The sequence below is a fragment of the Sciscionella marina DSM 45152 genome, assembly GCF_000379465.1.
Taxonomy (GTDB): Bacteria; Actinomycetota; Actinomycetes; order Mycobacteriales; family Pseudonocardiaceae; genus Sciscionella; species Sciscionella marina.
In genome coordinates this window covers 85,331-110,439 of sequence record NZ_KB905384.1, presented here as the reverse complement: position 1 = coordinate 110,439, position 25,109 = coordinate 85,331, and the positions used below count along the sequence as shown (strand labels likewise).

Here is a 25,109-nt window from a genome sequence, read left to right as displayed (position 1 = left end):
GCCAGCTCAGCCTTGAGCTTCGGAATCTCCGTTCTCCAGGACATCGAGCATCGCCAAGATCTGCCGACGCGTCGTAGGGCTAGCCTCGCCTGCACGCATCGCGATGGCACGGACTTCCTGATCATTCAGCCGACTACGCAACGAATCGTCTTCAACCTCGGCGAAGCCATCATCATCGCCAGCGAGGTAGCTAACCGTGATGGGCGTCTTGTTCGGGTCGCGGTGATCGTTGAAGAACTTCACCAACGAGGTCAGAACGTTCAGGCCCGGGTTGCTGTTGCGCCCGTTGCGAAGCCCGTCGATGTAACTCCGCGACAACCCGGTTTGTTCACCGACGTACTGATTCGAAAATCGACGACGTCGCCCCGCCTCGTCGACGTAGGTGACCTCGTCGAAGAGGCTGCGCAGTCGTGCCACGAACACGGACGTTCCGTGCTCGTCAGCATGTTCTCCGCGCATTCGGCCTCCTCATGACCCGCAGCGACGAGCCACTTTGACTCGCCTACCGGACTCACTATATCGGGCCGACACACATCGCAACACCGCACATCGGGTTGATAGCTCACCATAGTAGGTCTACTCTCGGGCTAGCTCAGCATAGTGGCTTCAAGCTCCGGGCTGGGCCAGCCGGCTGCTCGCCTGTACGACGTCCAGCCTCGCTCACACAACAGATCAGGAGTTCTTCGACCCTCGCGAGGTGATGTATGCGTAGTCCGATAATCCCGGCGGTTGCAGTGTCGGGCTTGGCGGCTCTGTGCCTGACCGCGGTCGTCGCCTGTGATACCCAAGGTCAGCAAGCTCCAGAGTCCTCGCCGAGCCCTACCGTTGATGCGCCACCGCCGCGGACCGCGCCGTCGCCTGTTGACGCAGCTAAGGAACACGCGACGTCGGCCTACGTTGGCATGTGGCAAGCGATGGCGCGCGCCGGTCGGACTTCTGATTGGAAGTCGCCCGAGCTGGCCCGCTACGCCACCGGAAATGCCCTGACGACGATCACCAGGTCGCTGTACGCGGACCACTTCAACCATGTCGTCACCCGCGGCGCCCCGAAGAACTTCCCGAAGGTCACGTCGGTCGAGCCGCCGGATTCCCCAGAAACCGTGATGATCTCCGACTGCGGTGACTCGACCGGTACCTCGAAGGTCATGGAGAAGAACGGCCAGCCTGCTCCTAGCGACGCTCCTGGCGGCCGTCGATCGATCGTGGCCGAGGTCAAGAAGCAGCCGGACGGCACTTGGAAGGTGAACCAGTTTGCCGTCCAGGGGGTGGGCACATGCAGCTAAGAAGTTCTGTGGTCGTGACCCTATCGGTGTCCACCCTGCTAGCTGCCACCTCGGGAACCGCACTGGCGGACGTGTGGGGCGGGGTCGATTGCAGCCAGGCCAACTACGCAGGGTGCCAACTCGGAGCAGGGCAGGGCGGTCAACCCGGTAACCCCCCGTCTCGCCCCCAGCAACCGGGGCAGAGCGACGGCTCGGATTCCGACGGTGGCAATCCTCAGCACCAGCAGGGCGACCAGATCATCGGAGATCCGAACTTGGCGAACTGCCGGTACGTACCCAGCGATTACCAGCCACCGAGCCAGGGGACAACCACGGTTGCATACCACCCGCCGACGAGCAGCGGCTCGATCACGGTAACCCCGGCCGCATACCGGCCGTTCACGTCGACATCCCAGACTCGGTTCTCCCAGCAACAGCCTCCGCCGGGGCAGTCGGGAGCTTGGTACGTGTACCAGTGCTCGGGCCAGGGCTATGCCGACGCGCTGTACCGGCCGCCGATCTGGATTCCCGACGGGCCCCAGCCGGCTCCCTCGCCGGAACAGGTGGCCAAGCAGGCGTACAACCAGTTGCGCCTGCCGTCGCCCCAGATTCACGCCTCGCCCGCGGAGACGCAGTTGGTTAACTTGCCGACCTGGTTGTGGATGGACCCCGCGCAGTGGCGTCCGCGATCGGCGACCGCGTCTGTGCCTGGAGTTTCGGTGACGGCGACAGCAGTTCCGAACTCGGTGACATGGTCGATGGGTGACGGGTCGACGGTGACGTGCCCCGGAGCGGGAACACCCTTCCCGTCCGGAGCCGACCCGCGGTCGGCGTCGCCGGACTGCGGGCACACGTACCACCAAACGTCGCAAGGCAAGCCGGGAAACGCGTATCCGGTCGCGGCCGAGGTGAGTTGGACGGTGACCTGGTCGGGAGCAGGGACAGGCGGATCCTTCCCGAACCTGACGACGACCTCGACCGCCACGTTCGCGGTCGCGGAATCGCAGGCGCTCAACAACGCCCCCAACTAGGAAATTCCACGGTTTTCTCTAGACAGTTCGAATAGCTGATTTCGATCAACGGACACCCCGTCGTTCCGCATGGAATGGGGTGCGGGTACCGCATTGCTTGGAGGCGCCCGATGTCTACATCCACATCGACCACCGAACCCTCCCAGGGGCCGCCGGCTCCGTCCCGCTCCTGGGTAGGGCGCAAGCCTGGCGAGCCCGCGCGGATCGCACGGGGAACAGGGCGGCGCCGGGTGCCGTATCTGGTGCTGGGGGTGCTGCTGGTGCTGATCTGTGTGGCGGGTGCGGTGATCACCGTACTGCAGGTTGGCAATCGGGAGCCGATGCTGAGCCTGGCGCGACCGGTGCACGTCGGCGATGTGCTGACGCCACAGGACCTAAGGCAAGTTCCGTTGTCCTCGGATTCGGGAACGGATCTGGTGCCAGCCAGCCAGGCGGCCACGGTGCTGGGTCGTCCTGTCGCGTACTCGCTGCCGGCAGGGACCTTGCTTCCCCGCTCGGCCTTCGGTCGTCCGCAGGTGCCGCCGACGGGCCAGGCGACGGTGGCTGTCGCGGCGAAACCGGGACAGTTTCCTCCCGACCTGGCGCCGGGCACCACGGTGTCGGTGATCGTGGTTCCGGGTTCGGGCAGCAGCACGTCTTCGACCCAGAGTCCGGCCTCCGGTGGTCCGTGGTCGGCGGTGGTCACCAGCGTCGGGGCGCCGAGCAGTGATCAGTCCACGGTGGTCTCGTTGCAGTTGCCGGTGACCAGTGCCCGGCAGGTGGCCGCAGTGCCGCCCGGACAGTTGTCATTGGTCGCCGTTCCGGCTGGGGGTCAGTGATGCTGGTCGGGCTGTGTTCAGTGAAGGGCTCGCCGGGGGTCACGACCGCGGCTCTCGCGATGGCCGCCCGGTGGCCCGGCGGTGATCCGGTCGTGGTGGAAGCGGACCCGGCGGGCGGTGATCTCACCGCCCGGTTCCGGCTTCCGGCCACGCCCGGAGTGGTGTCGTTGGCCGCGGCGGCGCGGCGGCAATCGTCGGCAGAGCTGCTGGCGGAGCACTGCCAGCGCCTTCCCGGAGGGCTGCGAGTGGTCGTCGGTCCCGTGGCGGCCGAGCAAGCGCGGGCCGCGTTGGGGGTGCTGACGAACCGCGGGCTTCGCGCGCTGTGGGCTACCGCTCGGTCCCCGGAGTCCGCGGTGTTGGTGGATGTCGGGCGGTTGGACGCGGCCTCCCCAGCATTGCCACTGGTTCGCGGGGCGGACGCGCTGATGGTGATGACGCGGCCCCGAGCCGACGAGTTGTCCCACGTCGCGACCCTGCTGGAGTCGGTGTCGACGTGGACCCCCACGCCGGGCCTGGTCTTGATCGGCGATGGCTACAGCCGCACCGAGGTGGAACGGGAACTGGGAGTCCCGGTTATGGCCTCACTTCCGGACGATCCGCAAGGCGCGGCGGTCCTGTGCGGACAGCCTCGGGGACGAACTCCGGATCGATCCGCATTGGGGCGCACCGCTGCTCGCCTGGACCGTACTCTGCTCGGCCACGTTCAGACGTCCCACACCAGCAACGACGAACTGAAGACCGCCACGACACCGGCGACAGGAAATGGGGAGGTGCCGTGATGACGACCGACGCGCACCGCTTTCTCAGTGGAACTGGCGAGCCTAGCTGGTCGTCACAGCCGATCAGTCCGGAAACCGGGCACGGGGAGAGCAACGACAGCCACCCCGGAGCAGCGGCGCTGCGGGCACGGGTACGTCAGGCGGTCTCGGAGGGACTGGCCGAACGCATCCGCGCCGATGAACAGGACGACCGCCCCGCGATGGACTACCCGACCCGGCGCACCCTGGCTGAACGGCTCGCCGCGGACGCCGCCGACGCCTACGCCAACGACGAGCTGACCCGTCCGAGCGGGGCCGGGTTGGTGCCGGATGAGGTGGAACGCCGGGTCGTGACGTCGGTGTTGGACGAAGTATTCGGCATGGGTGGCCTGCAGCCGTTGCTGGCCAACGAGGACATCGAGAACATCAACGTCAACGGTGCCGATCGCGTCTTCGTGCGGTATGCCGACGGCAGGCGGGCGCAGATGCCGCCGGTGGCCGACTCTGACGAGGAACTGATCGACCTGGTGCGGTCGCTGGCGGCGCGCTCTGGTGTGGAGGAGCGCCGGTTCGACCGGGGCTCGCCCGGGGTGAACGTGGAGCTGCCGGACGGGTCGCGGATGTTCGCGGTCATGGCCGTCACCGGCCGCCCGAGCGTGTCCATCCGGCGGCACCGGTTCCAACAGGTCACCCTCCCCCAGCTCCACTCGCTGGGCACGATCGACGCCGGCTTGGAAGCGCTGCTGTCGGCGATGGTGCGCGCCCGGTTCAACGTGCTCGTCGTCGGCGGCACCGCAATCGGGAAGACGACGATGCTACGCGGGTTGGCCTCGGCGATCCCGCCGGCCGAGCGGCTGATCACCATCGAGGACAACTTCGAGCTAGCGCTCGACCGCGACCCGGCCCACCCCGATGTGATCGCGATGCAAGCCCGGGAAGCCAACGTCGAGGGCGAGGGCGCGATCTCACAGGCCGAGCTGGTGCGGTGGGCACTGCGCATGTCCCCGGACCGGGTCGTCGTCGGCGAGGTCCGCGGCGCGGAACTCGTGCCCATGGCCAACGCCATGTCGCAGGGCAACGACGGGTCGATGGCCACCCTGCACGCCTCCACCTCGCGCGGGGCGTTCACCAAGCTCGCCACCTACGCCGCCCAATCCCCGGAGAGGCTGGGGCTGGAGGCGACCAACCTCCTGATGGCCTCCGCACTGCACTTCGTGGTGCACCTGGCCGAAGCCCGAGACGACAAGACCCGCGTCGTGTCCTCGATCCGCGAAGTCGTCGACGCCGACGAGAAGCAGATCATCTCCAACGAGGTCTATCGCCCCGACCCCACCGGCCGCGCGGTCCCCGGGGTGCCCTTGCGCACCGAGACCGTGGAGCGGCTGGCCGAGGCCGGGTTCGACCCGGACGTGCTGGAGCGTACCGAAGGATGGTGGCGGCCATGACCAGTTCTGTCCTACTGGCCGCGGTCTGCGGGCTCGGTGTGGCCCTCGGAGGGCTGTTGCTCGTGCTCGGGTTCCGTGGACAGGCTCCCGAGTCGGCCGCCAAGCCGTCGCGCTGGCGGGAACATCTTCATAAGCTCCGGGAAGGTGCCTCGGCCCGGCGAGCAGTGATCAGCCTCGCGGCCGGCCTGCTGACCGCTGTCGTCACTGGCTGGGTGATCGGGGGCGTGCTGACGGCGGCGGCCGTGTGGGCGCTGCCGCAGGTGCTGGGGCGGGATTCCGAGCAGGCGCGTAGGGCCGCCCGGATTGAAGCAGTGGCCGCGTGGACCGAGATGTTGCGCGACACCCTGTCCGCGGCGGCCGGTCTGGAACAAGCGATCCAGGCCACGGTCGACACCGCCCCGGCCGTGATCCGCGACGACGTCCGCGAGCTGTCGATGCGCATCGAGCGCGGGGACAAGCTCTCTGACGCGTTGGCGGGGCTGGCCGACGACCTGGCCGACCCCACCGCGGACCTGGTGATCTCCGCGTTGGTGCTGGCCTCGCAGCACCAGGCCCGCCAGCTCGCGGACCTCCTCGGGGAGCTGGCGATCGAGGCCCGCGAGCAGGTGTCCATGCGTTTGCGAGTCGAAGCCGGACGGGCGCGCACCCGCACCAGCGTCCGCGTGATCGTCGCGACCACGCTGCTCTTCGCGGCGGGGCTCGTCGCCCTCAATCGCGGTTACCTCGACCCCTACGACGGAGCGTTCGGACAGATCATGCTGCTGGCCGTTGGCGGGCTGTTCGCCCTCGCGTTCTGGTGGCTGGGCCGCATCGCTCGGATGCAGGAGCCCGAACGCTTCCTCACCCAACCGACGGCGGCCAGTGCGCGGATGGAGGTGCGCTTGTGATCACCACGGTCGTTCTCCTCGGTGCCGGGCTCGGTGTCGGCCTGTGGGCGCTGGTGGTATGGCTGCTGCCTCCGGCGCCGTCACTGGCCAGTGCGCTGAAGGCCAGCCGCATCCCCCCATCGCGCAAGCCCACGATCACCGACACCGACGCTGGCGGGTGGGCTGCACGATGGGGCCGCCCCGCGGTGCGGCCGTTGGCCGCACTCGGCTTGCCCAGCACCCGGCAGCAGCGTGATCTGCTGGTGCTCGGGCGGGCACCGGAAGCGCTGCTGGCGGAAAAGGGCGTGCTGGCCGTCGCCGGTGTGCTGCTGCCCAGCCTGGTCCCACTGCTGCTGTGGGCGGTCGGCGTGGGGTTGCCGTGGCAAGTGCCGGCCGTCATCGGCCTCGCGTGCGCGGCTGGCGGGTTCTTCCTGCCTGACCTGGATGTGCGACAGCAGGCCGAACGCAGGCGCACGTCGTTTCGCCATGCCCTCGGGGCCTACCTGAACTTGGTCCGGGTCTCGCTGGCCGGGGGCGCTGGGGTCGACGGCGCGCTCACCGACGCCGCCGAGATCGGCCAAGGGTGGGCGTTCGCCCGGATTCGCCGTGCGCTGACGACGGCCCGGATGACCCGGGCGACGCCGTGGGAGACGTTGCGGCAGCTCGGCGAGGAACTGGATGTGCGCGAGCTGGTCGAGTTGTCGTCCTCGGTGTCGCTGGCCGGCACCGAAGGCGCGAAGGTGCGGGCGAGCTTGGCGGCCAAGGCCGCGGCGATGCGCACGCACGAACTCACCGAGGCCGAAGGTGAGGCTCAGGCCGCCACCGAGCGGATGTCGTTGCCGGTGATCTGCCTGTTCGCCGGATTCTTGTTGTTCATCGCCTATCCAGCCGTCGCCACGGTGCTCGGCTCCTTGTAGATCCCGAAGGGAACCGCTGATGCTGAACTACATCCAGCTTGTCATTGCCACCACGCGGGCTCGGATCGACGCGATCCGGGCTGACGAACGTGGGTATTCCACGGAAACCGTGCTCGTGACCGCGTTGCTGGTCGCCGCGGCGATCGCGGTGATCGCGATCATCGTCGCCGCAGTCACCCGCAAGGCCAACGAGATCGGGGGCAACATGTGATGACCGCACGCCTTGCCCGCCGGTTTCGCGCATCGATGCGGCGGTTCCGCCGAGACGAGCGCGGTGCGGTCACCGCCGAGCTGGTGCTGGCGGTCCCGGCGTTGCTGCTGCTGATCCTGCTGATCGCGCAGTTCGCGATCTGGGCGCACGCCACTCACATCGCCCAGGCCGCCGCATCCCAGGCGCTGTCGGCGGCACGTGTGCAGGGAGCCAGCAGTGCCGATGGCCACGCCGAAGCCGCGGCGGTGCTGAGCCAGCTCGGCGCCGGGCCGCTGAAGAATCCGCACGCCACCGTGAATCGGGAACCGGAACAGTCCACTGTGGAGATCACGGGGCAAGCTGCTCCGGTCGTGCCGTTCCTGGACTTGCCGGTGCGGGGCCGCGCGGCCGGCCCGAGCGAACGGTTCGTCGTCCCGGGAGGAAACGGATGAGGTCCCTGCTGCGCCGACTGCATCGCGACGAACGGGGCTCGGTGGCTACCGAACTTACCCTGCTGGTGCCCGTGTTGATCGTGTTGCTGTTGTTTGTGGTCTTCTGCGGGCGTCTGGCTGATTCGCGGCTGCGTGTCGACGACGCTGCGCACCAGGCTGTCCGCGCGGCGACCTTGGCTCGCAGCAGTAGTCAGGCCAGCAGTGATGCGCACGCCACCGCGCAGGTCGCACTCTCCCAGGCCGGGGTGCGCTGCCAGAACCTGGGCGTGTCCGCCCAGCTCGCCGGTCTGCAGCCGGGCAGCACCGTGACCGTGACCGTGACCTGCGACATCGGGCTGTCGGATTTGGCGATGTTGGGGGTTCCGGGGAGTACCACGGCGGAGTCCACCGCGTCGTCGGTTGTGGACCAGTGGCGCGGGACCGACCCCGGAGGCGCGTGATGTTGGGGCGGTGGCAAGGGTTCGCACGCGACGAGCGCGGCCGGGTGACGGCGTTCGTGGTGGTGATCACCACGGCTTGTCTGCTTTTCGCTGGTCTCGTTCTGGACGGCGGGCTGGCGTTGGCCGCGAAGACGAAGGCGATCGGCCACGCCCAAGAAGCCGCCCGTGCTGGAGCCCAGGAGCTGGATCTCGCCTCCTACCGCGCCGGCGGCGATGCTCGGCTGGACCCGAGCGCGGCGCAGGCCGCCGCGCAGCGCTATCTCGGAGCCGTGGGCGCCACGGGCACCGTCACCGCCGATGCCACCACCGTTCGCGTGCATGTCGATGCACAGCAACGCACCCAAATCCTGGGAGTGATCGGGCTCGGCGAGATCGCCGTGTCCGCCGAGGGCCAAGCCCGCCCCGACCAAGGGGCGTTGGGAGGTGCTGGATGAGGCTGCTCACCCGCATCACCACCCGACTGCTGCGGCTGGTCGGCGCGCTGGCCGCACTCGCGGCACTAGCCGCGCTGCTGGTCGGCGTGCCCTGGGGATTGGTCACGTTCATCGGCTGGCCGCTGCCGGACCATCTGCCGACCGGCGATGAGATCGAAGCCGCCCTGCTCAACCCGCTGTCGGTCACCATGCTGCTGGACCTGTTGGCCTGCATCGCCTGGCCGGTCTGGCTCACCTTCGCCCTCGACGTGGCCCGCTGCGTTCCCGACGCGGTGCGCGGAGTGCGCCCGCCCGCGATCGGGCCGGTCCACGCCCTGGCCGGCCTGCTCGTCGCCGCCGCGGTCTTCGGGCTGCTCCCACCGCGAGCCCCGGTCGCCGCCGCGGGACCTGTTCCTCCGGTCCAGCCTGTCGCGGCCGTCACGGTTGAGCAGCCCGCACCCACTCTGTACTCCACGACGAACCACGCACAGCACACGAACGCCACGAACGAACCTGGCACCGTGATCGTGCAGCCCCCGCGCGCCGGGGTCTACGACAGCCTGTGGCGCATCGCCGAACGCGAACTCGGCGACGGCCACCGCTGGCCCGAACTCTTCGCCCTCAACCAGGGGCGCCCGCAACCCGACGGCGACACGCTCACCGATCCGCACCTCGTCCGCCCCGGGTGGGTCCTGCAACTGCCCGAACCAGTCGAGGACCACGCTCCGCCACCACCGCCGCAGGAACCCCTGCCGCCACCGGCACCCTCAGTCGAACCTTCGCCGTCCGTACCCGCGCCTCCACCGGCGGAGTCCGTCCCGGACCGTCACCACGCCCCGTCGGACGCCGTCGCTCCGACCTCGGGCACCGCCATCACGCTCACCAGCGGCGGCCTCGTCGCCGCCGCGCTGGCCGCCGCGGTGACCCTGGGGATGCTCATCCGGCGGCGACGGCGGATGCGGACCTACCAGCCCGGCAGCGGAGACCGCACCCCACCACCCGCACCCGCACCCGCGGTCCACGCGCTCCGACTGGCCTACGACGAATCGCACCTGGACAACACCAGCGAACCTGACGAGGCCGACCCGATCGCTCTTCCCTCTGCCGGTACCGACCTGCCCGACGCAGCAGCCGACGAGTCCGAGCCTGATCCGGCCGTGCAGGTCGGCATCCGTGACGACCGTGCCCATGCTCTCGACCTCGCCGCACTCCACGGGCTCGGGCTCACCGGGGCGGGCGCGGAAGCCACCGCCCGCGCTCTGCTGGTGCACCTGCTGGCGACCACGAACGCCACGGTGCTCATCCCCAGCGAGGACGGCCGCGCCTTGCTCGGAGACGCCCCTCCCACCTCGCCCCGACTGCGCGTCACGAACGGCCTGGACGAGGCCATTACCGTGCTCGCCGACCGCCAGGACCCGGACAGCACCGATGGCCAGGACACCGCACTGGACATCGTTCTCGTGTCCACCATCAACCAGCCCCACGAACCTCTGCAAGCCGTCCTCGACACCGGGGCCGCCCGTGGGACGGCGGCCATCCTGCTCGGTCACTGGCCCGCGGGCGCCACCGTCCGCATCCGCGCCGACGGGATCGTCACCGGCGCCAGCCCCGCCGTAGGCGACCTCCGCGGCGCTCGGCTGTTCCACCTCGACGCCTCCGACACCCGCGATCTCCTCGACCTGCTCACCGACACCACGAGCGGGGGGTCGGCAGACACCGTGGACCCCACCGAGGCGATCCTTGCCGACGACATCGACGACGAACAGGACCTCGGTGCCGACCCCCCGGTCAACGATCATTCCCACCTGGACGAGCACGACGTCGAGGAAGACCAGGCCACCGAAGCCGCCGCCGTAGACGAAGTCCAGGACCCAACGGCCTCCGACACGCCGTCAGCCACCGAGGAACGCCACGATCCCGTTTTCGATACCGCTGACCGGCCCGCGGACACCGAGCTGGTCACCGCCGACAGCACCCCTGAGCCTCCGGACCGCCCCCTGAGCCTGGCGGTATTCGGCCCGCTGATCCTCACCTGGCATACGGCGGACGGCACCGACCGGGACCTCACGTCCGCGCTTGCGCCCAAGCACAAGGCACTGCTGGTGTTCCTCGCACTGCACCCCAACGGGACATCCCGGGGGGCCGTGCGCGAAGCGCTCTGGCCCGAGGCCCGCGGACGCCGCCCCTACAACGCCTTCTATGCCGGACTGTCCCAGATCCGCAAAGCCCTCGCCGACGCCACCGACGAGCAGACCGCCGACCTCATTCTCCAGCACGAGGAGCACGTCTCCCTCAACCCAGACCTGGTCGCAGTCGACTACTGGCAGCTCAACCAGGCCGAACACGACCGGCACATCGCCAGCACCGATGAGCAACGCTTCGCCGCTTGGTCCCGAATCGCCGCGCTCTACAACGGCGAAATCGCCGAAGGCATGTCAGCCCTCTGGCTCGACGGCCCCCGCGAAGCCGCACATCGCACCGTCGTCGATGCACTCGCCGGCATGGCCGCCCACTACCGCGGCCACGCCCCCCAACAACAACTCCAACTGCTCGAACACGCCCGGCTGCTCAACCCGGAAAACGAGGACATCTACCGCGACATCATCCGCGTGCAAGCCGAACTCGGACACATCGACGCCATCAGCCGCACCATCCACCTGCTCACCACGACCCTCGCCGACATCGGCGAACGACCCGACCCCAGCACCCTTACCCTTGCCCGCGCACTCCAAGCACGCCACCACCGGGCAGCCAGCTGAGAGGAAGAGCCCTACTCTCCCGGCGGCAGTCTTGGTTGCCAGCCAAGGAAAGTCCGCCAATCGACGGCAGACGACACAATATCCCACGAGGTTCGATCGACGAAGCGTCCAGCGACCGGCTCTTCTCGCGAGACACGTGACAGTTGATCGTTAATATCCCTCAAAATGTCCGTTGAGGACATTGCATCGTCGACCCAAACATCGAAACATCTCCCGACTTCACGGAAACGATACCCTTCCTTGCGGCGCAAATAGATCTTTTGACTCTTAGCCCACCACAGGTATCCCTTGACGACATCATGTTTCGCTCGCAGGTCAATCCAGCCGATGATGTGGTTGAAGCGCCAGATACTCGTTTCCTCAGAATGATAGTAGCCCGTGATTCCGATCAGTCGACCTTGATCAACTGTTCCTCCCCGCTGCACGGCTCGCTCCTCGAATGGAGCAAGCAGCTTTTCCTTCATTCGGTAGTGCGCGTCTTCCGCCTGGTCGTAGACTGGGATATCGAAGAACCTGCACGCGTCCGGCTCCTTCTCATACCAAGGGGTCACATACGACCGGGAGCTATTCTTCGCCCGCAGCTGCTTCCTCATATCGAAACTGTAGACCATTCACGCTTGACCCACCCCGCGCCCTCCCCGATGGATGACAAATGACCTCGTCGAGATCGGCAACTCGCACTGCCAGAGAGCAGATTGGGCGATGTGGTTTAAGCTCCACCGATCCAGAACATCCATGCCTACTCATCTACCTACTCATGCGCTCACTCATGCGCTCACTCATCTACCCGATAAGCAGGAAGCCCCCTCGCGCCACGTTGTCGCAGTTCAGCGCGTCGCTGGCCCTTCCTGAGCCTACCCAGCCTCGGTGCCCCACGGGAACCTGCTGACGACTGGGAGGAATATGAAGGAGCGCAACAAGAAGCGGTGTGGCCGACAGCGTGTCGGATGAGTTCCATTTATGAGAGCTAGCGCTTCGCCTGCGGGATTTCGGACATCCAATTCTCGTCATTTTTCTTCCATCCCCCTTCCTTTGTCCATTCGGCCTCGCGGTCGTCGCACTCGATTTCCCTTTCTGGCCTCGAAACTCAGCCCTGCCTGACATGCGCGAACCCGCTTGTCCAACCTCGAAAAATCCGAACGGAAAAGTAGGCCCTATATAGGTTGTGCACTTGCGGAGCCGGCGTTACGATAGATTCATCGGAACGCAAGGAAAGAACCGAGAAGTTCCGAACATCGCGGGTAGGGATTGGCACCCCGTTATCCCCGCAGTCGCAAACATCTCCCTGAAAGGCGTTCTCATGACTTCTGTGAACGTGGAAGCCTGGTCTCACAGAGACGGCTGGCTGACTGTCGACACACAAGAGTGGATCAACGATCGCGGCGATTTCGCGCAGGACCTCACGGAGGACCTGCGCGACTGGATGGACGAGAACGTCCACGACTGGCCGCATGACAGCGTGATCGCCGCCTGGGTAGAGGCTCGGACTGGGGAACCGCCGGCCGGTCTGCACGGCGACGGCGATCTGTGGCACCACAACCTGTGCAACTTCTCCGATCACCTCATTGACGATCTTGGCTTCGTGGTGCTGTCGTCTGCGAAGTTTGGCGACTTGATGATCACCGTGAGCGATCACCACGGCTGCTACGTTTCGCCGACCGTCTATCGCTCCACTGTGGACGAGCTGGAGGAGTGGGCCGACTACTCCGACGCAACCGGTGAGTGCGCCAACGGGCACCGGTGGCAGACGCACGACACGGTGAACCTGCACGCCTGGGACGGCGCCGACCTGACCACGTATCGCGTGCCTAACCTGGTCCGCGTGCCGTTCGGCGACCGTGACCGCGCCTATGTGGCCTGCCCCACCTGCGGCAAGGCTGTGCGGTTCGACAACCGGTTCTAGCCCCTCGCGCGGTCGGCCGCGCCCCCGATCCCTGCGCGTGCAGCGGCCGGCCGCACCTCCCCCGCTGTTCTCTCTCCTGATCTTCGCTTGTGAGGTGTGTTGTGTTCGTCCTGTCCGTCAACGGCGAGATGATCTCTACCGACTTCGACGACGACTCGTCGATGATCACGTTCGAGAACGCGGAAGACTCCGCATGGCGGTGCGCCGCGTGCGGTGAGGCGCTGTCTGAGGAGGTCGACGGGTACGCCGACGAATCCGGGTCGCTGGTCTGCGACGCCTACGACCCGTACGACGACCCCGAGACTGACGACATTGAGACGGCACCGGACTTCCGTGAAGGTCCGCACCGCGTCGAGCGGGTGCCGCTGGCCTGGGCCAACGGCGCGACGATCCGCACGGACCCCGATGAGGACTCGATCACAGTCACGGTGTCGGTCGGTGATCCACGCGGCGCGTTCGCCTTCACCGTGCGCCGCATTCCCGACGACGCACCGACGAACGGCGGCCGGTTGATCATGCACACCCCATACCCGGGGGAGCCCATGCCGCACCGCGACCTGATCGAGGACCACGCCGGAACTTACTGGGTCAGCTGACCGCACGGCGGGGCGCCCGCCTTTGCCGGACGCGCGGCGCCCCGTCCCCCCCGGGGGTCGGTCGCTGCCGACCGTCGCCCCTCTTCCTGCTCCTGAATCCTCTTCCGTCCCTTTGTGGAGGCGTTCGCGATGACTTCTGCCACCAACACCAGCACAACCACCGTTGCACCTGCGCCGAGCCTGGAATGCCGCACCGACCGTGCCACCCTCGTGCACGCCTTGACCACCGTGGGCATTGGCGTGGCGCGTCGGCCGATCGTTCCCGCGTTGGGCGGCGTTCTGCTCGACGGACGCGACGGTCACCTGACCCTGACCACCACCGACTACGAAACCGCCGTGTCCGTGCGCGTGCCCGACGTGGTGCGCACCCCGGGCCGGCTGCTGATCGACCACGCCGAAGCAACCAAGTTGCTCGCCGCGTTGGTCAAGGGCACCCGCAAGCGCGACGCGGACACCATTCCGGTCACCCTTTGGACCACTGTGGACGGAAGCGCCGTGCTCGAACTGGCCGGCTACACCATGCCTGTCACCACGTACCCGGCCGAGGAGTTCCCCACGCTGCCCGAGACTCCGCCGACCGTGGCCGAGGTCAACCGGGATCGGTTCGCCACCGACGCGGCGCGCGTGTTGGTCGCCGTCGGCACCGACGACACGACCCCCATGATCACGGGCGTTCACATGCAGACCGCGCCCGGTGCCCTCACGCTCGCCGGCACCGACCGCTACCGGCTGGCCGTGGCCGAGGTCCCCGCGACGACAGCGGCCACCGAAGGCCACTCGGTGTCCTTCCCGGGCCGCGTCCTCTCGGCCGTGCTCAAACACTGCACCGCCGACCGGGTGCGCCTCGGCCTGGACACGGCCGGCGACTGGGTGTCGCTGTCCTGCGGCGCCCTGACCGTGCTGACTCGCCCCGTCGACGCGCAATTGCCGGACTATGAGCGGCTGTTTCCCGAGGTGGCCCTGACCGCACGCGCTGACCGCGCCACGCTCACCCAAGCCACCACCCGGGCAACGGCCGTTCTGGAGGCCAAGAAACACACCCGGGACGGCCGCACGGCGGCACAGGTGGCCGTGACCGTCGACCCAACCGGGTCGGTCTCCATTGCGCCCGTGCTCGGGGAGCATGCCGACGCGGTGACCGCGCCGGATCACCCCGCCGAGGTCGACGGCGCTACCGACACCGTGCGCGTGCTGTTCGCCGCGTCCTACCTGCGCGACGCCTTGAACACCCTCGACGGCGACACGCTCACCATGCAGCTGGCCACCGTGACGCGCCCCGTGTTGTTCACCGCCACCGATGCCCCGTGGTACCGGCACCTCCTCATGCCGGTGCGCCCCTCGGAGTCCTGACCCGCCGGTCCCCGGGGCGGTGCCCGCCACCGCCCCCGGGGACGTCACCGGACCGCGCCGATCACACGGCGACGCGCCCGCAACGGTGCCTGTCTCCGTAGCTCACCACTGTCCGAAATGGAGTAACACGGTGTCTCACTTCGTCCTTTTGATCACCGACCTGACCGCCGTACACAACGAAATCGCCTGCCACGCACGCAGTGTCCGACTCGTCACCCGGGAACCGCACCAGCTCACCCGCCATGACTGGGACAGCGCCGCCCTGGTGCTGGTCGACGCCCAAACCGCCCCGATCCTGCGCGCCCGGCCCGAACCGCTGCCGCACCGCGACGCGGTGACCCTGCTGGTAGACCCCGAGGACCAAGCCGAATCCGACATGTACCGGCACGCCCTCGACCTCGGCGCCTCCCACCTGGTCACCGTCCCCGACGGCGCCAGCGCGTTGCGAACGCAAATATCGATGGTGGCCGAGAGTCCGCGCATGGTCGTGGCGATCCTCGATCCCGCCCCGACCGGCGAGACCGGCACGATCACCACCGCGTGCCTCGCTCTGGCCGGCGCGGCGGCCGGCGAACACCTCAGCCTGCTCGACGCGCGACGCAGCGGCGTGGACCTGCACGAAGCGCTGACGAGCACACGATTCGATCCGCCAGCCACTGGGCGGGGCAGCGTGCACGCCCTGTTCGCCCCCGACGAGCGCCCGCCCTCGGGGGAAGCGATCCGGCAGATGATGACGGATCTCGCCAATCAGCACGCGGTGACGCTGGTGCACCTCGACCCGCACCAGCCCCACACCCGAGCCCTGCTCGACGGTCTGGACCTGGTCATCGTCCCGGTGTCGAGTCGGACCGCCACGGGGCCTACCGCCCGGGACGTGGTCTCGGCCGCCCGGCGCCACACGCCGCACGTCCAGGTGCACATCACCGGCACCGACCCGCACGGCGACGTTGCCGAAGCGATCGCGGCCGGCGCGGGCGCCGGCTACCCGAGCATGAGCGCAAGCGCCCGAGGTGCCGCATCCGGCGAATCGGGACACGGGTCCGCCGCGCTTGCCGGCGGCAGTCATCACCGACGGCTGTGGGAGGTCATCGCTCGGCACCGACCCGGCATCGGGCGTACGACCTGATCAACGGTATTTCCGACCAGCCCACTGCTGCACAACTCCATCGCGAGCGGCGCGGGACGCCTGCCGACCAGGTGGACTACCCTGGCCTGTGCCTCCCTTCGGGGATGGTGCCCTTTCAGAGGGTTTGTGACAGGCCGGCGGACCGTGCCAACACCCGTTCCGGGTGGGTCCGCCGGCCCCACTTTTGGAGTCGCTGGGTTCTCCGTGTCGCTCACTGCCATGTCGGACTCGCGCACAAGAAATTCCGCGCCAAGGGCGACGAATTCTGGCCTCCCCTTCTCGACATGGCGCTGATTTCCCCCTTTCTGCATGGAGAATCGTCATGTTTCGAAAACTGGGGTACACCGAATTGCTGGGCCGACTGCTCGCAGCGATCAACGACGCCGACGGATGCCCCGACAATCAACCCAACCGCACCCCGGACCCGACCTCGCGCAACGATCTGCACGGCTTGCACGGCCACGTACTCGCCGGCCTTGGCCACACCGAGGCAGATGTGACCAGAGGGCGCCGCGCAGACAGCGCCGAGCGGATCTACGCGCTCGCTGGCTACGACCTCACGCCACGGGCCAGGACGCTGGCCCAGGTCAGCGACGAATACGACCGCAACGGCCAGAACTGGGCCGCCTGTTTGGACGCGGGCCTGGCGTTCGCGGCCCTGCGCAGAGAAGAACCCGAGGACCGTCACCTCGGGGATCTGACCGTGATCGCCACCGTGGCCTACCTCGCGCACCAGCACGGGCCAGACACCCGCACCGCGTCCGTACACCTCGGCGATCGGCCACGACTCTACGACCAGGACACCCCGGTGTCCTGGTCGGCTTCGCCTTCGACCTCTGGGGCATCAGCCCGGCCGACGTGGGCGACCTGGACGGACTCTGGGCCGCCGAGATCCTGCCCCGCCTCGGTTGGAAGCCCTCGGCCCGCGCCGTCTCCGTGCTGATCTCCACTCAAGCCTGCGAAGCCGCCGGCCATCCCTGGGGCGTCACCGCCCACATCGTGGCCACCGTGAACGTCTCCACCGACCCCACCACCGGAGCCGACCGATGAAAACCCACTGCGAACGCCCCTACCAGGCCATGATCACGGCCGCGGCGACCCTGCACAACCTGCCCCAAGACGCTCTGGATCGACATGTGCGAAGGCTTGCCATCGAGCTGGCCGACGCCGTACGCGATCTCGACTCCCGACTCCGCGCCGGCCTCACACCGCCACGCCCCTGGCAGCCAGCAATGCCCGCCACCACGCAGTCTCCGGTACCGGAAAGCGCGGACACCGACAACGAACCCGCCCAGACCGACGAACACGCCGAGGTCGGCAGCCACCCTAACCGCTGGACGACCGACACGAACACGCCCATCACGTGATCGACACCGACCCCTACGACGACTGAACCAGCAAGACATCCCGCATAGAGATCACAACAGCATTCGTCGTTTCCTGAGTTTTCCTATCTATTTCCCCATTCCTCGTCGGAGACACGTGTGTCCGACGAGGGTCGCGCAACACACGAGGAGGGCTGAACCGTGGGCCGATCCACCAAGCGCAGGCCGGCTCGACGCAACCCGGGACAGCACGCGATGGAGATCGCCCAGGCCGTCGCCACAGCCTGGAACAAGTCCGACCATTCCGGCCGCCGTGACGTGGCGTTGTCCGTGGTCGCCGCGCTGTCCCTCGCCGAGCAGCGCGACCCGCACGGACCCGACCTCACCGAGCAACTGCAATCACAGAGCGCGGAGGAGTTGGCCAGCACGCTGCGGCAGATCTACACCGCCCTGGTCAACGCTCGCCCCGACCTGATCCACCTGATCTATCCGCTCATGGAGTGGCTATTCAACGAAACAGACCCAGCCCTACAGCACGCGGCCAAGCACACCGCTGACGCCGCACTCCGCGCCGGCCAACTCGACCTAACCGGAACCGACAGCCGGTACGACACCGACCTGCTCGGCGTCGTGCTCGCCCTTCTGAAGTCAGACAACGCAACCGGTGCGAACGCGCAGATCTACACGCCCGACCCGATCGCTGACGCGATGAGCTACATGCTGCTGGCCGGCATCAACCCGGCCCGCGAGGGCCAGAGCGTGATGGACCCCGCGGTCGGCACCGGTGGGCTGTTCCGCGCCGCCGCGCAGGTGATGCGCAGCAACGGCCAAGACCCTGCTACGGTGAGCTGGTACGGCGCGGACATCGACGACCTCGCCATCGCCGCCTGCGCTGTCAACAGCCTGCTGTGGGGCCTCGGCCCACGCACCCTGCTGTGCGTAGCCAACACCCTGACCGAAGGCGACTGGGCAACCCGCGCGGAGGCGCAACGCGAGGAGATCGTGAAACTCTCCGAGACCATCCGACGCGACAAGCTCATGCTCGCCGCCGTCCGCGCCGCACAACACCTCACCGAGACCGTCACCACCGGGGAAGACACCCAAAGCGGCGACTCAGCAGCGTCCTGATCATGTACCGTGCCGGTTGGTTCCGTGCTGTCAGCGACCCCCAGGCCGACAGCACGGAACCAACCGGCATCGCTAGCAGGGCTCCGCTGCAAGGACACGATCAGCACGCCATGACGGTCACATCCGCCCATGCACGGTGAACACCGCGCCGACGTCAGGGCCCAAGCTGGCTCTGGCCACACAGCCGTGGTGCTGATTGGTCATGGTAAAACGCGACGGGATCGACCGACTGATTGCCGACGTCGATCTGGAAATGCAAGTGCGATCCGGTGGATTCACCTCGGTTGCCGACTTCCGCAATTAACTGCCCTACCTGGACTTTTTGCCCCACATGCACCTGGTTGTGCTCGTTGTGTCCGTAGGTGGTGATCACGCCGTTCGCGTGCTCGATGCGGACCCAGAGTCCGTAGCCCGTCGCGGGCCCGGAGTCGATCACGGTGCCGCTGCTAGCAGCGACGATCGGGGTACCGATTGGCGCGGCGATATCCTGTCCGCGGTGAAACTCGCCGCCGCGTGATCCGAATCCCGATGTGCAGGTACCGCGCGCCGGCACGGTCCATCCTCCTTGCTGGGGCGCACTCTGTTGTGCCGCCTTATAGGCGTTGGCCTGGTCGAGCACTTTGCGCACGTACCAGTCAGCATGGTTGTACGTGAAGATCGCACCGTACAGATCACCTCGGTCCGCGCCGGACATGCAGAGGTAGAACGAGGCAGCATAGATTGCGTCGTGGACGTTGTATCGCGACGGTGGCGTGGAACCGCCTGGCGGAATGTGTTTCCCTTGCTTTGCGGATTGATCGAGCACCCATCTGAAAGTCGGCTGCAGGAACTGCATCGGCCCACCAGCGTGCGCGAAATTCTCTCCACTATGGACACCGTCGGCATTGAGGCGACCATGATTGGTCTCAATTTTTCCGACTGCTGCGAGGATAGTCCAGTCGAGACCGGAACATGTTGTGGCGGCTTGCTGGTAGAGCGCGAGGTAGTTGCCGGGGATGTCGGCCAGTGCGGCGGGGCTGGGTTGGCTGCTGGCTGTGGAGTTTCCGCCGCCGAAAATCGCGGCGACGACTCCGGACACAGCAGCGGCGATGATGGCGATCAAGGCCACCACCGCGAACATCGCTGTGGCCGCGATTTTGGCCATGAACGGATCACCTCATCGGGTTCCAGGTCAGTTCGTCGGCCTGCCAGGGCGGCATCGGCGCCGGCGGGCTCAACCGCGGAACGGGGCTCGGATCGGTGCCGCTGGTGTCCGCAGAGCTGGGATCGGTGCTCGTGCCCGTGGAGCTGGCCGGTCCTTCGAGGTGGGGCCAAGCCGAGAGCAGGCTGATCAACCGATGGCGGCCGGCATCGGTGTGGTGCAGGGGAAGCCACACCTCGTGGGCCGGGCTGCCTGCGGTGCGTAGGTGTTCGGCGGTGGTGGTGGCGATCGGCAGCTCGTGCCGCCGGGGATCAGTGCGCAGGTGCTCGGCGAGGTGTCGTCGCGCGTGGGCTTCCCGGGCCGGGGTGGCGAAGACCGCGAGCAGCGGGGTCACGATATGCGTCGCGGTGGCGAGCTTGGTGTAGCCCGGCAGTTTCGAGACGAACCGGCTGAGTTGGTAGCTGCCGGTGTCCCATTCGAGGAACCATTCGATCTCGCGGCCTGCTTCGTGCCAGCGGCCGTAGCCGTCGGGGCGGACGTGGTCGCCGAAGTGCCGGGTGCAGCGGGCTTCGGACCACCACGCCGTGACCGCGCGGTCGGTGCTGGCGTGGGCAAGCGCGTCGGCCAGGAGCGCGATGAAAAAGTCGTTGACGCCCATGAGGTGGGCCAGCCGCAGGCTGTAGGCGATGCCGACCGAGCGTTCGGGGCGGAACTTCAGGTCCTTCGAATCGAGCCCGTCCTCGTGGGCCAGCAGGTGGGCGCCCGCGGTGTCCAGGACGTAGCACATGGGGGCTCGGCCGCGGCCGATGTAGGGCTGGAAGCGGTCCAGCACCCGCCAGGTGTAGAGCTTCTGCAAGCGGTGGTTGGCCGAGCGCCGCGAGCCGAAGGCGATCGCCGCGATCTGTGGGGAGGTCAGCACCCGGTGCTCGGCGAGCATCCGGGCCAGCCACCGGTCGCGGGCAGTGAGGTGGGCGGCGACCTGGGCTTGGTGCTCGGTCGAGGCCGCGAAGCGCAGGCTGGGCCGTTCCGGCATGGGAGCGCGCATGTCGCGTTGCTGGTGATGGGCGAACAAGGTCGTCCTCCTCGGGATGGAATGCAGGCAGGAAGAAGGGCGGTCCTCCCGGTGTTGGGAGGACCGCCCCGGGGACATCAGGAATCAGGCCGCGCGACGTGCGCGACGCGGGTCCGTGCCGGTGGTCCCTGAGCCGTCGCCGGTGTCCTCGGCACGGGGCTCCACTGGGCGCGTGTGGGCCGCGGCGGCTTTGCGTACGGCCTTGGATCGCCCGGGAATGGCCGGCTGGAGTGGTTGGGTCGTCACCGTGAACGGCTGGGTCTCCTCACCGCCCACGACCAGCCGCGCGGCAGCGTGATACACGCCGAGGTGCGCGAGGTCGTGATCGGAAACCCGCGGTGCGGTGTGGCGGGCCAGTTCGCGGGCGTCTTCCGGGCTGGCGGTGAAGAACACCTTGCTGCGGGCGTTGGTGGAGATGCCTTCCTTGAGATCCTTGGGAAGCTGCCCCAAGTGCTGGTGCGCCAGAGTCATCGAGAGCCGATAGCCACGCGCCTCCGCCAACATGTCTTCCATCGCATACGGCAAATTCAGGAAGTTGTGCGCCTCGTCGACATACAGTCCGGCGTCGCGGCGTTCGCGCTGGGCCAGTGCGGCGCGGGCGGTCGTGGCCTGCCAGACCCGCGCCACGATCAGCGACCCCAGCAGCCGTGTGGTGTCCTCCCCGAGACTGCCCTTCGGGATGCGCACCAGACACAGTCCACCGTCCAACGCCTTGGACAGATCCACAGTGGATGGTCCTTCGGCCACGGCCTTGACCACGAACGGCCGCAACAGAAACGCGCGCAACTTGTTCAGCAAGGGGGCGGTCGCCTGGGCACGAGCCGCATCCGAGAGTTGGTCGTACCAGTCCCAGAACCCCCGCAGCGTCGGGTCGACGGATACTCGGTCCCGGTGCCGCGCCCGCGTGGCGGGGTCGGTGAGGAGCTGGGGCAGTTCGGCCAGCGTCGGGGTGTCCGAGGCGGCCCGCAGGGTCAGGCACCCCGCGCGGAGAATGTCCTCGGTGCGTGGCCCCCACGCCGAGGCGAACACCCGGGAGAACACCGACACCAAGTTGTCGACCGCGGATTCCTTCGGCCCTTCCAGCGGGTTCAGACACGGGGTCGGCCCGCGGGAGTCGGCATCGAAGAGCACCACCTTGTCGGCGGCGTGTTCGGGAAGCCGCTGCAGGACGTCGGTGATCAGGTCGCCCTTGGGGTCAATGACCACCGCCCCGCGCCCGTACTCGGCGTCGGCGAGGATCATCCTCGCCAGCATCGTCGACTTACCCGACCCGGTGGCGCCGAGGACATGCAGGTGGTGCCGCGCGTCGGAGACCTGCAGACCCACCGGGCGTGCGTGGCCGGTGTCGGACACTCCGACTGGGCGGATCAGCTCACCCTCGGTGGGCGTATTCGGCGGGGGCGGCACCGCCCGCGCTCCGGCACGGGCCAACCCGGGTAGTGCCTCGTCGGTGGGAAGGTGGGCCACGGCCGCAAGCTCGCGCACCGACAGCAGGTCACCCCGCCGCAGGCGGCGACGTGCCAAGGTGCGCACGGGGGTGCGCAACCGTCGACGGCGGTAGTGGTTGTGCTCGGTGAACCCGGAGAACGCGGACGCGATGGCGTGGGCGCGGCCCCGCACCTGCTCACGTACTCGCGCGATCTGCTCGCCTGGGGTCTCGATCGGCACCGTCGTGGCCACCACGTACCGGATCAGCGTCTCCCACTGCGCCCCGCGCTGTTTCCCGACGATCGCGCGGTTCTGTGCTTGGAACTCCAGGGACGTCTGCGGGTCCAGCTTCGACTGGCTGCTCGACGGTTTCATGCCCGAAGGGCCTGGCGTGAGCAAGTCGAGCAGCCGGCCTACCAGGTGGGTGGACCGTCCGGCGTTGAGATGGCGGGCGGCTCGCCGCGCCTGCTTGACCCGCCGCCCGGTGACCGGACGGGTCAGGACCTGCACGCACGCGGTGTCGCGCACACCGAGTCCCACGGGAGCGCCCAGCAGGGCACGGAGGGGGTCGGCGTCGAAGTCGGTGCGGATGGGCAAGGCTTCCGACCGGGCCAGGCGCAGCGTGCCGCCGGTGACCAGTTGCCGGCCCCCCTCGTCCGGGGCCGCGGGGATCGGCGGGTCGGCTTCGTCGGTGGAGGTGTGAGCGCCCGGCCAGGCGGCTTCGACGGCGCGTTCCACCATGCCTGGGGGCACCGCGCCCGGTACCCACAGCCGGATCTGCACCCCGTCATGACCGAACACATATTCCCAGGTCAAATGGGGTTGCCCCGTGGTCAGGCGCTGCACCATCGGCCGCACGAGCCCGACCAGGTTCGACCACACCGCTTCGGCACCGTCGGCGTCGACTGTGGGTGGCGCCAGGATGGTGATCACCCGGGACCGTTCGTGCAGCGCGTCCTGGCAGCGGAGGAACCACCACCGCCGCAGGAGTCCCAGCCCGGTCGCCACGAGCGCGATCGCAGGGACCGCGATCAGCCCCCAGGTCTGCAGCCACGACCACACCTGTTCCAGCACAGCCTGAATCACGCCCCACGGATCGGTCAACAACCTCCCCAGTGGACTGTCTATGACGGACGGACTTGCGAAATCCATGCGAGGAATCTCCTTCCTGTCAGGAGAGAAGGCGTCGGACTCGGTTGTGCTCACGCGGCTTGGTCGTCGGGCTCCGGGACAATGCGTCCGCGAGCCGATGGGGCACTGGTGATCGGACGAACTGCCGCGTCTCCGCGAGTGCGGCGGTGTGCGTCGACTTCGGCCTGCCATTCCGAAAACCGACGTCCGGCCAGCTTCTTCAGGAAGTGCGGGATGTTGTTCGCCGCAACGCCGACCAGATGGGGGCCGAGCACCGCGAGCAGGTCCGAGGCTTCCTGGGACGACCAGCCCGCCTCGACGATGGCGTCTTCGTCCGGGAAGACATCGGCCACTCGATCCACCGCGGGGTCCAGCAGCACGTCCTGCGTCCCGCCATAGGAGTAGACCCACAGGAAGTTCTCCGGAGGGTCCGGCTCCACCACCGTTTTGAACCGCCAAACTTCCTTGGTGTAGGCGTAGAAATTGGTGTCTGGACGTGCCCGCATGATGCGCAGCCAAGACTCCAGGTACGGGGCGCTGAAAAAGTCGCCTGAGTCGTGGATTCTGATCCAGCTACCGCGGAATTTCGGTGCGGCCAGCTCGGCGAGCATGGCCTGCTCCCATCCGGTCAGGTCGTCGAGGACGAACCGCAGGTTCGATTCGTGCTTGGCCCGCACCGCGGGCCAGGTGTAGGTGCCGTGGCGGGCGTAGCAAACGTGGCGGCAAATCCCCGCGCTGGGGCAGGTGTTGTAGGTGCGGCCATCGGGCAGGCGTCCGGCCCAGGCGGGCAGGGACCAGTTGTGCACGCCGATGGCCCGCATTTCCCGGTTCTGAGTCAGCAACCGACGCGGGCGCCCGGCAGAGGAAGTCTCTGACGGGCCGTGGGCAGATGAAGACATGCGTGTCCTCCGTGGAAATAGGGACAATTCAAGAAACTGAATGACAATCCACAGTGGATCGTCAGATGACGAAGGGGTATTCGCGCTTACGCCGGATCGTCGTCGCAGCGAGGCTGGGGCGTGCCGTCGGACCGGAATCGGTCGGAACGTCGGTGCTGGCGACGCCGGCGGTAGCGATCGAGGCTGACGACCTTGGTGTGGGCGCCGTCGGCGTCGACAGTGACGAGCTGGGCGTACTCGACGTCCCGTCGGCGACGGACGTACCGCACGCACGCGTGGACCAGTGCTCGTACCCCGAAGACGACCACGCCGCCGATGAGGTACCCAGCGATCACAATCACCGCGCAGGCGACCCAGATCACGGCCATCAATCCGGCCGCCAGCGCGAAGACAGGGAGGAAGTCGTGGACGAGGATGTCCAGGAACGAACCGAAGATGTCCTGGTCGACTACTGGGGTGGCAAGTAGGGAAGACACGGGCATTCCTCCTTGTGTGCTTCAGTCGTCGAGAAGAAGGTCTTGGGAGCCGCCGATATCGGCGAATTCGCTTGTCTCGTCGGGGGATTCGGACAGCGAGGCCAGTTCGGCTGGGTCCGTTGCGGGAAGTTCCCGAAGTTGGTGCTGCCGCGAGGTTCTGCGATGTCGCTGCAGGCCAGGCCA

At 67.7% G+C, this 25,109-nt stretch carries 26 protein-coding genes; 20 read left to right on the top strand and 6 right to left on the bottom strand.

What is annotated here, in order from left to right:
- Window positions 1-6: 6 nt before the first annotated feature.
- The gene (locus tag A37U_RS0112525) at window positions 7-459 is read right to left on the bottom strand and encodes a hypothetical protein (RefSeq protein ID WP_020496988.1); all 453 of its coding nucleotides are present in this window, start codon (window positions 457-459) and stop codon (window positions 7-9) included.
- A 443-nt stretch (window positions 460-902) separates the two neighbouring features.
- Between A37U_RS0112525 and A37U_RS0112520 the strand changes: the two genes are divergently transcribed.
- From A37U_RS0112520 to A37U_RS0112460, 12 genes are all read left to right on the top strand, one after another.
- Complete coding sequence (locus A37U_RS0112520) at window positions 903-1,283, top strand: hypothetical protein (protein ID WP_020496987.1); 381 nt, start codon at window positions 903-905, stop codon at window positions 1,281-1,283.
- A 446-nt stretch (window positions 1,284-1,729) separates the two neighbouring features.
- Entirely contained in the window at window positions 1,730-2,293 is a 564-nt protein-coding gene (locus tag A37U_RS53585; RefSeq protein WP_240437567.1) for a hypothetical protein, read from the top strand.
- A 110-nt stretch (window positions 2,294-2,403) separates the two neighbouring features.
- A complete protein-coding gene (locus A37U_RS0112505; RefSeq protein ID WP_040587445.1) occupies window positions 2,404-3,111 on the top strand; it encodes a hypothetical protein in 708 nt (235 codons plus the stop codon).
- 20 nt (window positions 3,112-3,131) lie between these two features.
- Window positions 3,132-3,890, top strand: a complete 759-nt coding sequence (locus tag A37U_RS0112500; RefSeq protein WP_240437566.1) for a MinD/ParA family ATP-binding protein — start codon at window positions 3,132-3,134, stop codon at window positions 3,888-3,890.
- A complete protein-coding gene (locus A37U_RS0112495; protein ID WP_020496982.1) occupies window positions 3,890-5,314 on the top strand; it encodes a TadA family conjugal transfer-associated ATPase in 1,425 nt (474 codons plus the stop codon). Before A37U_RS0112500 ends, A37U_RS0112495 begins: the two co-directional genes overlap by 1 nt.
- Window positions 5,311-6,201, top strand: coding sequence for a type II secretion system F family protein (locus A37U_RS0112490; protein WP_020496981.1), 891 nt, complete (start codon window positions 5,311-5,313; stop codon window positions 6,199-6,201). The genes A37U_RS0112495 and A37U_RS0112490 overlap by 4 nt, the downstream gene beginning before the upstream one ends.
- Window positions 6,201-7,097, top strand: a complete 897-nt coding sequence (locus A37U_RS0112485; RefSeq protein WP_026197146.1) for a type II secretion system F family protein — start codon at window positions 6,201-6,203, stop codon at window positions 7,095-7,097. The genes A37U_RS0112490 and A37U_RS0112485 overlap by 1 nt, the downstream gene beginning before the upstream one ends.
- Window positions 7,098-7,116: 19 nt before the next feature.
- The gene (locus A37U_RS0112480) at window positions 7,117-7,308 is read left to right on the top strand and encodes a hypothetical protein (RefSeq protein ID WP_020496979.1); all 192 of its coding nucleotides are present in this window, start codon (window positions 7,117-7,119) and stop codon (window positions 7,306-7,308) included.
- On the top strand, window positions 7,308-7,739 hold the full coding sequence (locus A37U_RS0112475) for a TadE/TadG family type IV pilus assembly protein (RefSeq protein WP_020496978.1): 432 nt from the start codon (window positions 7,308-7,310) through the stop codon (window positions 7,737-7,739). The genes A37U_RS0112480 and A37U_RS0112475 overlap by 1 nt, the downstream gene beginning before the upstream one ends.
- Window positions 7,736-8,179, top strand: a complete 444-nt coding sequence (locus tag A37U_RS0112470) for a TadE/TadG family type IV pilus assembly protein (protein ID WP_020496977.1) — start codon at window positions 7,736-7,738, stop codon at window positions 8,177-8,179. Before A37U_RS0112475 ends, A37U_RS0112470 begins: the two co-directional genes overlap by 4 nt.
- A gap of 44 nt (window positions 8,180-8,223) precedes the next feature.
- Window positions 8,224-8,613: a pilus assembly protein TadG-related protein gene (locus tag A37U_RS0112465; protein WP_240437565.1), complete on the top strand. Its 390-nt coding sequence runs from the start codon at window positions 8,224-8,226 to the stop codon at window positions 8,611-8,613.
- On the top strand, window positions 8,610-11,351 hold the full coding sequence (locus A37U_RS0112460; RefSeq protein WP_026197145.1) for an AfsR/SARP family transcriptional regulator: 2,742 nt from the start codon (window positions 8,610-8,612) through the stop codon (window positions 11,349-11,351). Before A37U_RS0112465 ends, A37U_RS0112460 begins: the two co-directional genes overlap by 4 nt.
- Before the next feature lie 11 nt (window positions 11,352-11,362).
- On the opposite strand, the gene A37U_RS51435 is transcribed toward A37U_RS0112460, so the two are convergent.
- The gene (locus A37U_RS51435) at window positions 11,363-11,944 is read right to left on the bottom strand and encodes a hypothetical protein (protein WP_157182784.1); all 582 of its coding nucleotides are present in this window, start codon (window positions 11,942-11,944) and stop codon (window positions 11,363-11,365) included.
- Between the two features lie 707 nt (window positions 11,945-12,651).
- On the opposite strand from A37U_RS51435, the gene A37U_RS0112455 reads away from it, so the two are divergent.
- The 7 genes from A37U_RS0112455 to A37U_RS43375 all read left to right on the top strand — a co-directional run bounded on the left by A37U_RS0112455 (window position 12,652) and on the right by A37U_RS43375 (window position 18,779).
- Window positions 12,652-13,254, top strand: coding sequence for a hypothetical protein (locus A37U_RS0112455; RefSeq protein ID WP_083933423.1), 603 nt, complete (start codon window positions 12,652-12,654; stop codon window positions 13,252-13,254).
- Between the two features lie 101 nt (window positions 13,255-13,355).
- Window positions 13,356-13,850: a hypothetical protein gene (locus A37U_RS43380; protein WP_020496974.1), complete on the top strand. Its 495-nt coding sequence runs from the start codon at window positions 13,356-13,358 to the stop codon at window positions 13,848-13,850.
- A 114-nt stretch (window positions 13,851-13,964) separates the two neighbouring features.
- Entirely contained in the window at window positions 13,965-15,200 is a 1,236-nt protein-coding gene (dnaN, locus tag A37U_RS0112445; RefSeq protein ID WP_020496973.1) for a DNA polymerase III subunit beta, read from the top strand.
- Between the two features lie 148 nt (window positions 15,201-15,348).
- Window positions 15,349-16,326 (top strand): hypothetical protein, encoded by a 978-nt coding sequence (locus A37U_RS0112440; protein ID WP_020496972.1) that lies wholly within the window; start codon window positions 15,349-15,351, stop codon window positions 16,324-16,326.
- 322 nt (window positions 16,327-16,648) lie between these two features.
- Window positions 16,649-17,269 (top strand): hypothetical protein, encoded by a 621-nt coding sequence (locus A37U_RS0112435; RefSeq protein ID WP_020496971.1) that lies wholly within the window; start codon window positions 16,649-16,651, stop codon window positions 17,267-17,269.
- Window positions 17,270-17,372: 103 nt separating this feature from the next.
- Window positions 17,373-17,693 carry a hypothetical protein gene (locus A37U_RS0112425; protein WP_020496969.1) on the top strand — a complete coding sequence of 107 codons (321 nt, stop codon included), beginning with the start codon at window positions 17,373-17,375 and terminating at the stop codon, window positions 17,691-17,693.
- Between the two features lie 213 nt (window positions 17,694-17,906).
- A complete protein-coding gene (locus A37U_RS43375) occupies window positions 17,907-18,779 on the top strand; it encodes an N-6 DNA methylase (RefSeq protein ID WP_020496968.1) in 873 nt (290 codons plus the stop codon).
- 154 nt (window positions 18,780-18,933) lie between these two features.
- On the opposite strand, the gene A37U_RS53580 is transcribed toward A37U_RS43375, so the two are convergent.
- The 4 genes from A37U_RS53580 to A37U_RS0112395 all read right to left on the bottom strand — a co-directional run bounded on the left by A37U_RS53580 (window position 18,934) and on the right by A37U_RS0112395 (window position 24,450).
- Entirely contained in the window at window positions 18,934-19,923 is a 990-nt protein-coding gene (locus A37U_RS53580) for a peptidoglycan DD-metalloendopeptidase family protein (RefSeq protein WP_020496967.1), read from the bottom strand.
- Between the two features lie 7 nt (window positions 19,924-19,930).
- Entirely contained in the window at window positions 19,931-20,992 is a 1,062-nt protein-coding gene (locus A37U_RS0112405; RefSeq protein ID WP_240437564.1) for a replication-relaxation family protein, read from the bottom strand.
- A gap of 84 nt (window positions 20,993-21,076) precedes the next feature.
- Window positions 21,077-23,572 carry a DUF8128 domain-containing protein gene (locus tag A37U_RS43360; RefSeq protein WP_063712782.1) on the bottom strand — a complete coding sequence of 832 codons (2,496 nt, stop codon included), beginning with the start codon at window positions 23,570-23,572 and terminating at the stop codon, window positions 21,077-21,079.
- A 50-nt stretch (window positions 23,573-23,622) separates the two neighbouring features.
- Complete coding sequence (locus tag A37U_RS0112395; protein ID WP_026197144.1) at window positions 23,623-24,450, bottom strand: GP88 family protein; 828 nt, start codon at window positions 24,448-24,450, stop codon at window positions 23,623-23,625.
- A 65-nt stretch (window positions 24,451-24,515) separates the two neighbouring features.
- On the opposite strand from A37U_RS0112395, the gene A37U_RS51430 reads away from it, so the two are divergent.
- Window positions 24,516-24,917, top strand: a complete 402-nt coding sequence (locus A37U_RS51430; protein ID WP_157182781.1) for a hypothetical protein — start codon at window positions 24,516-24,518, stop codon at window positions 24,915-24,917.
- The last annotated feature ends 192 nt before the right edge of the window (window positions 24,918-25,109 follow it).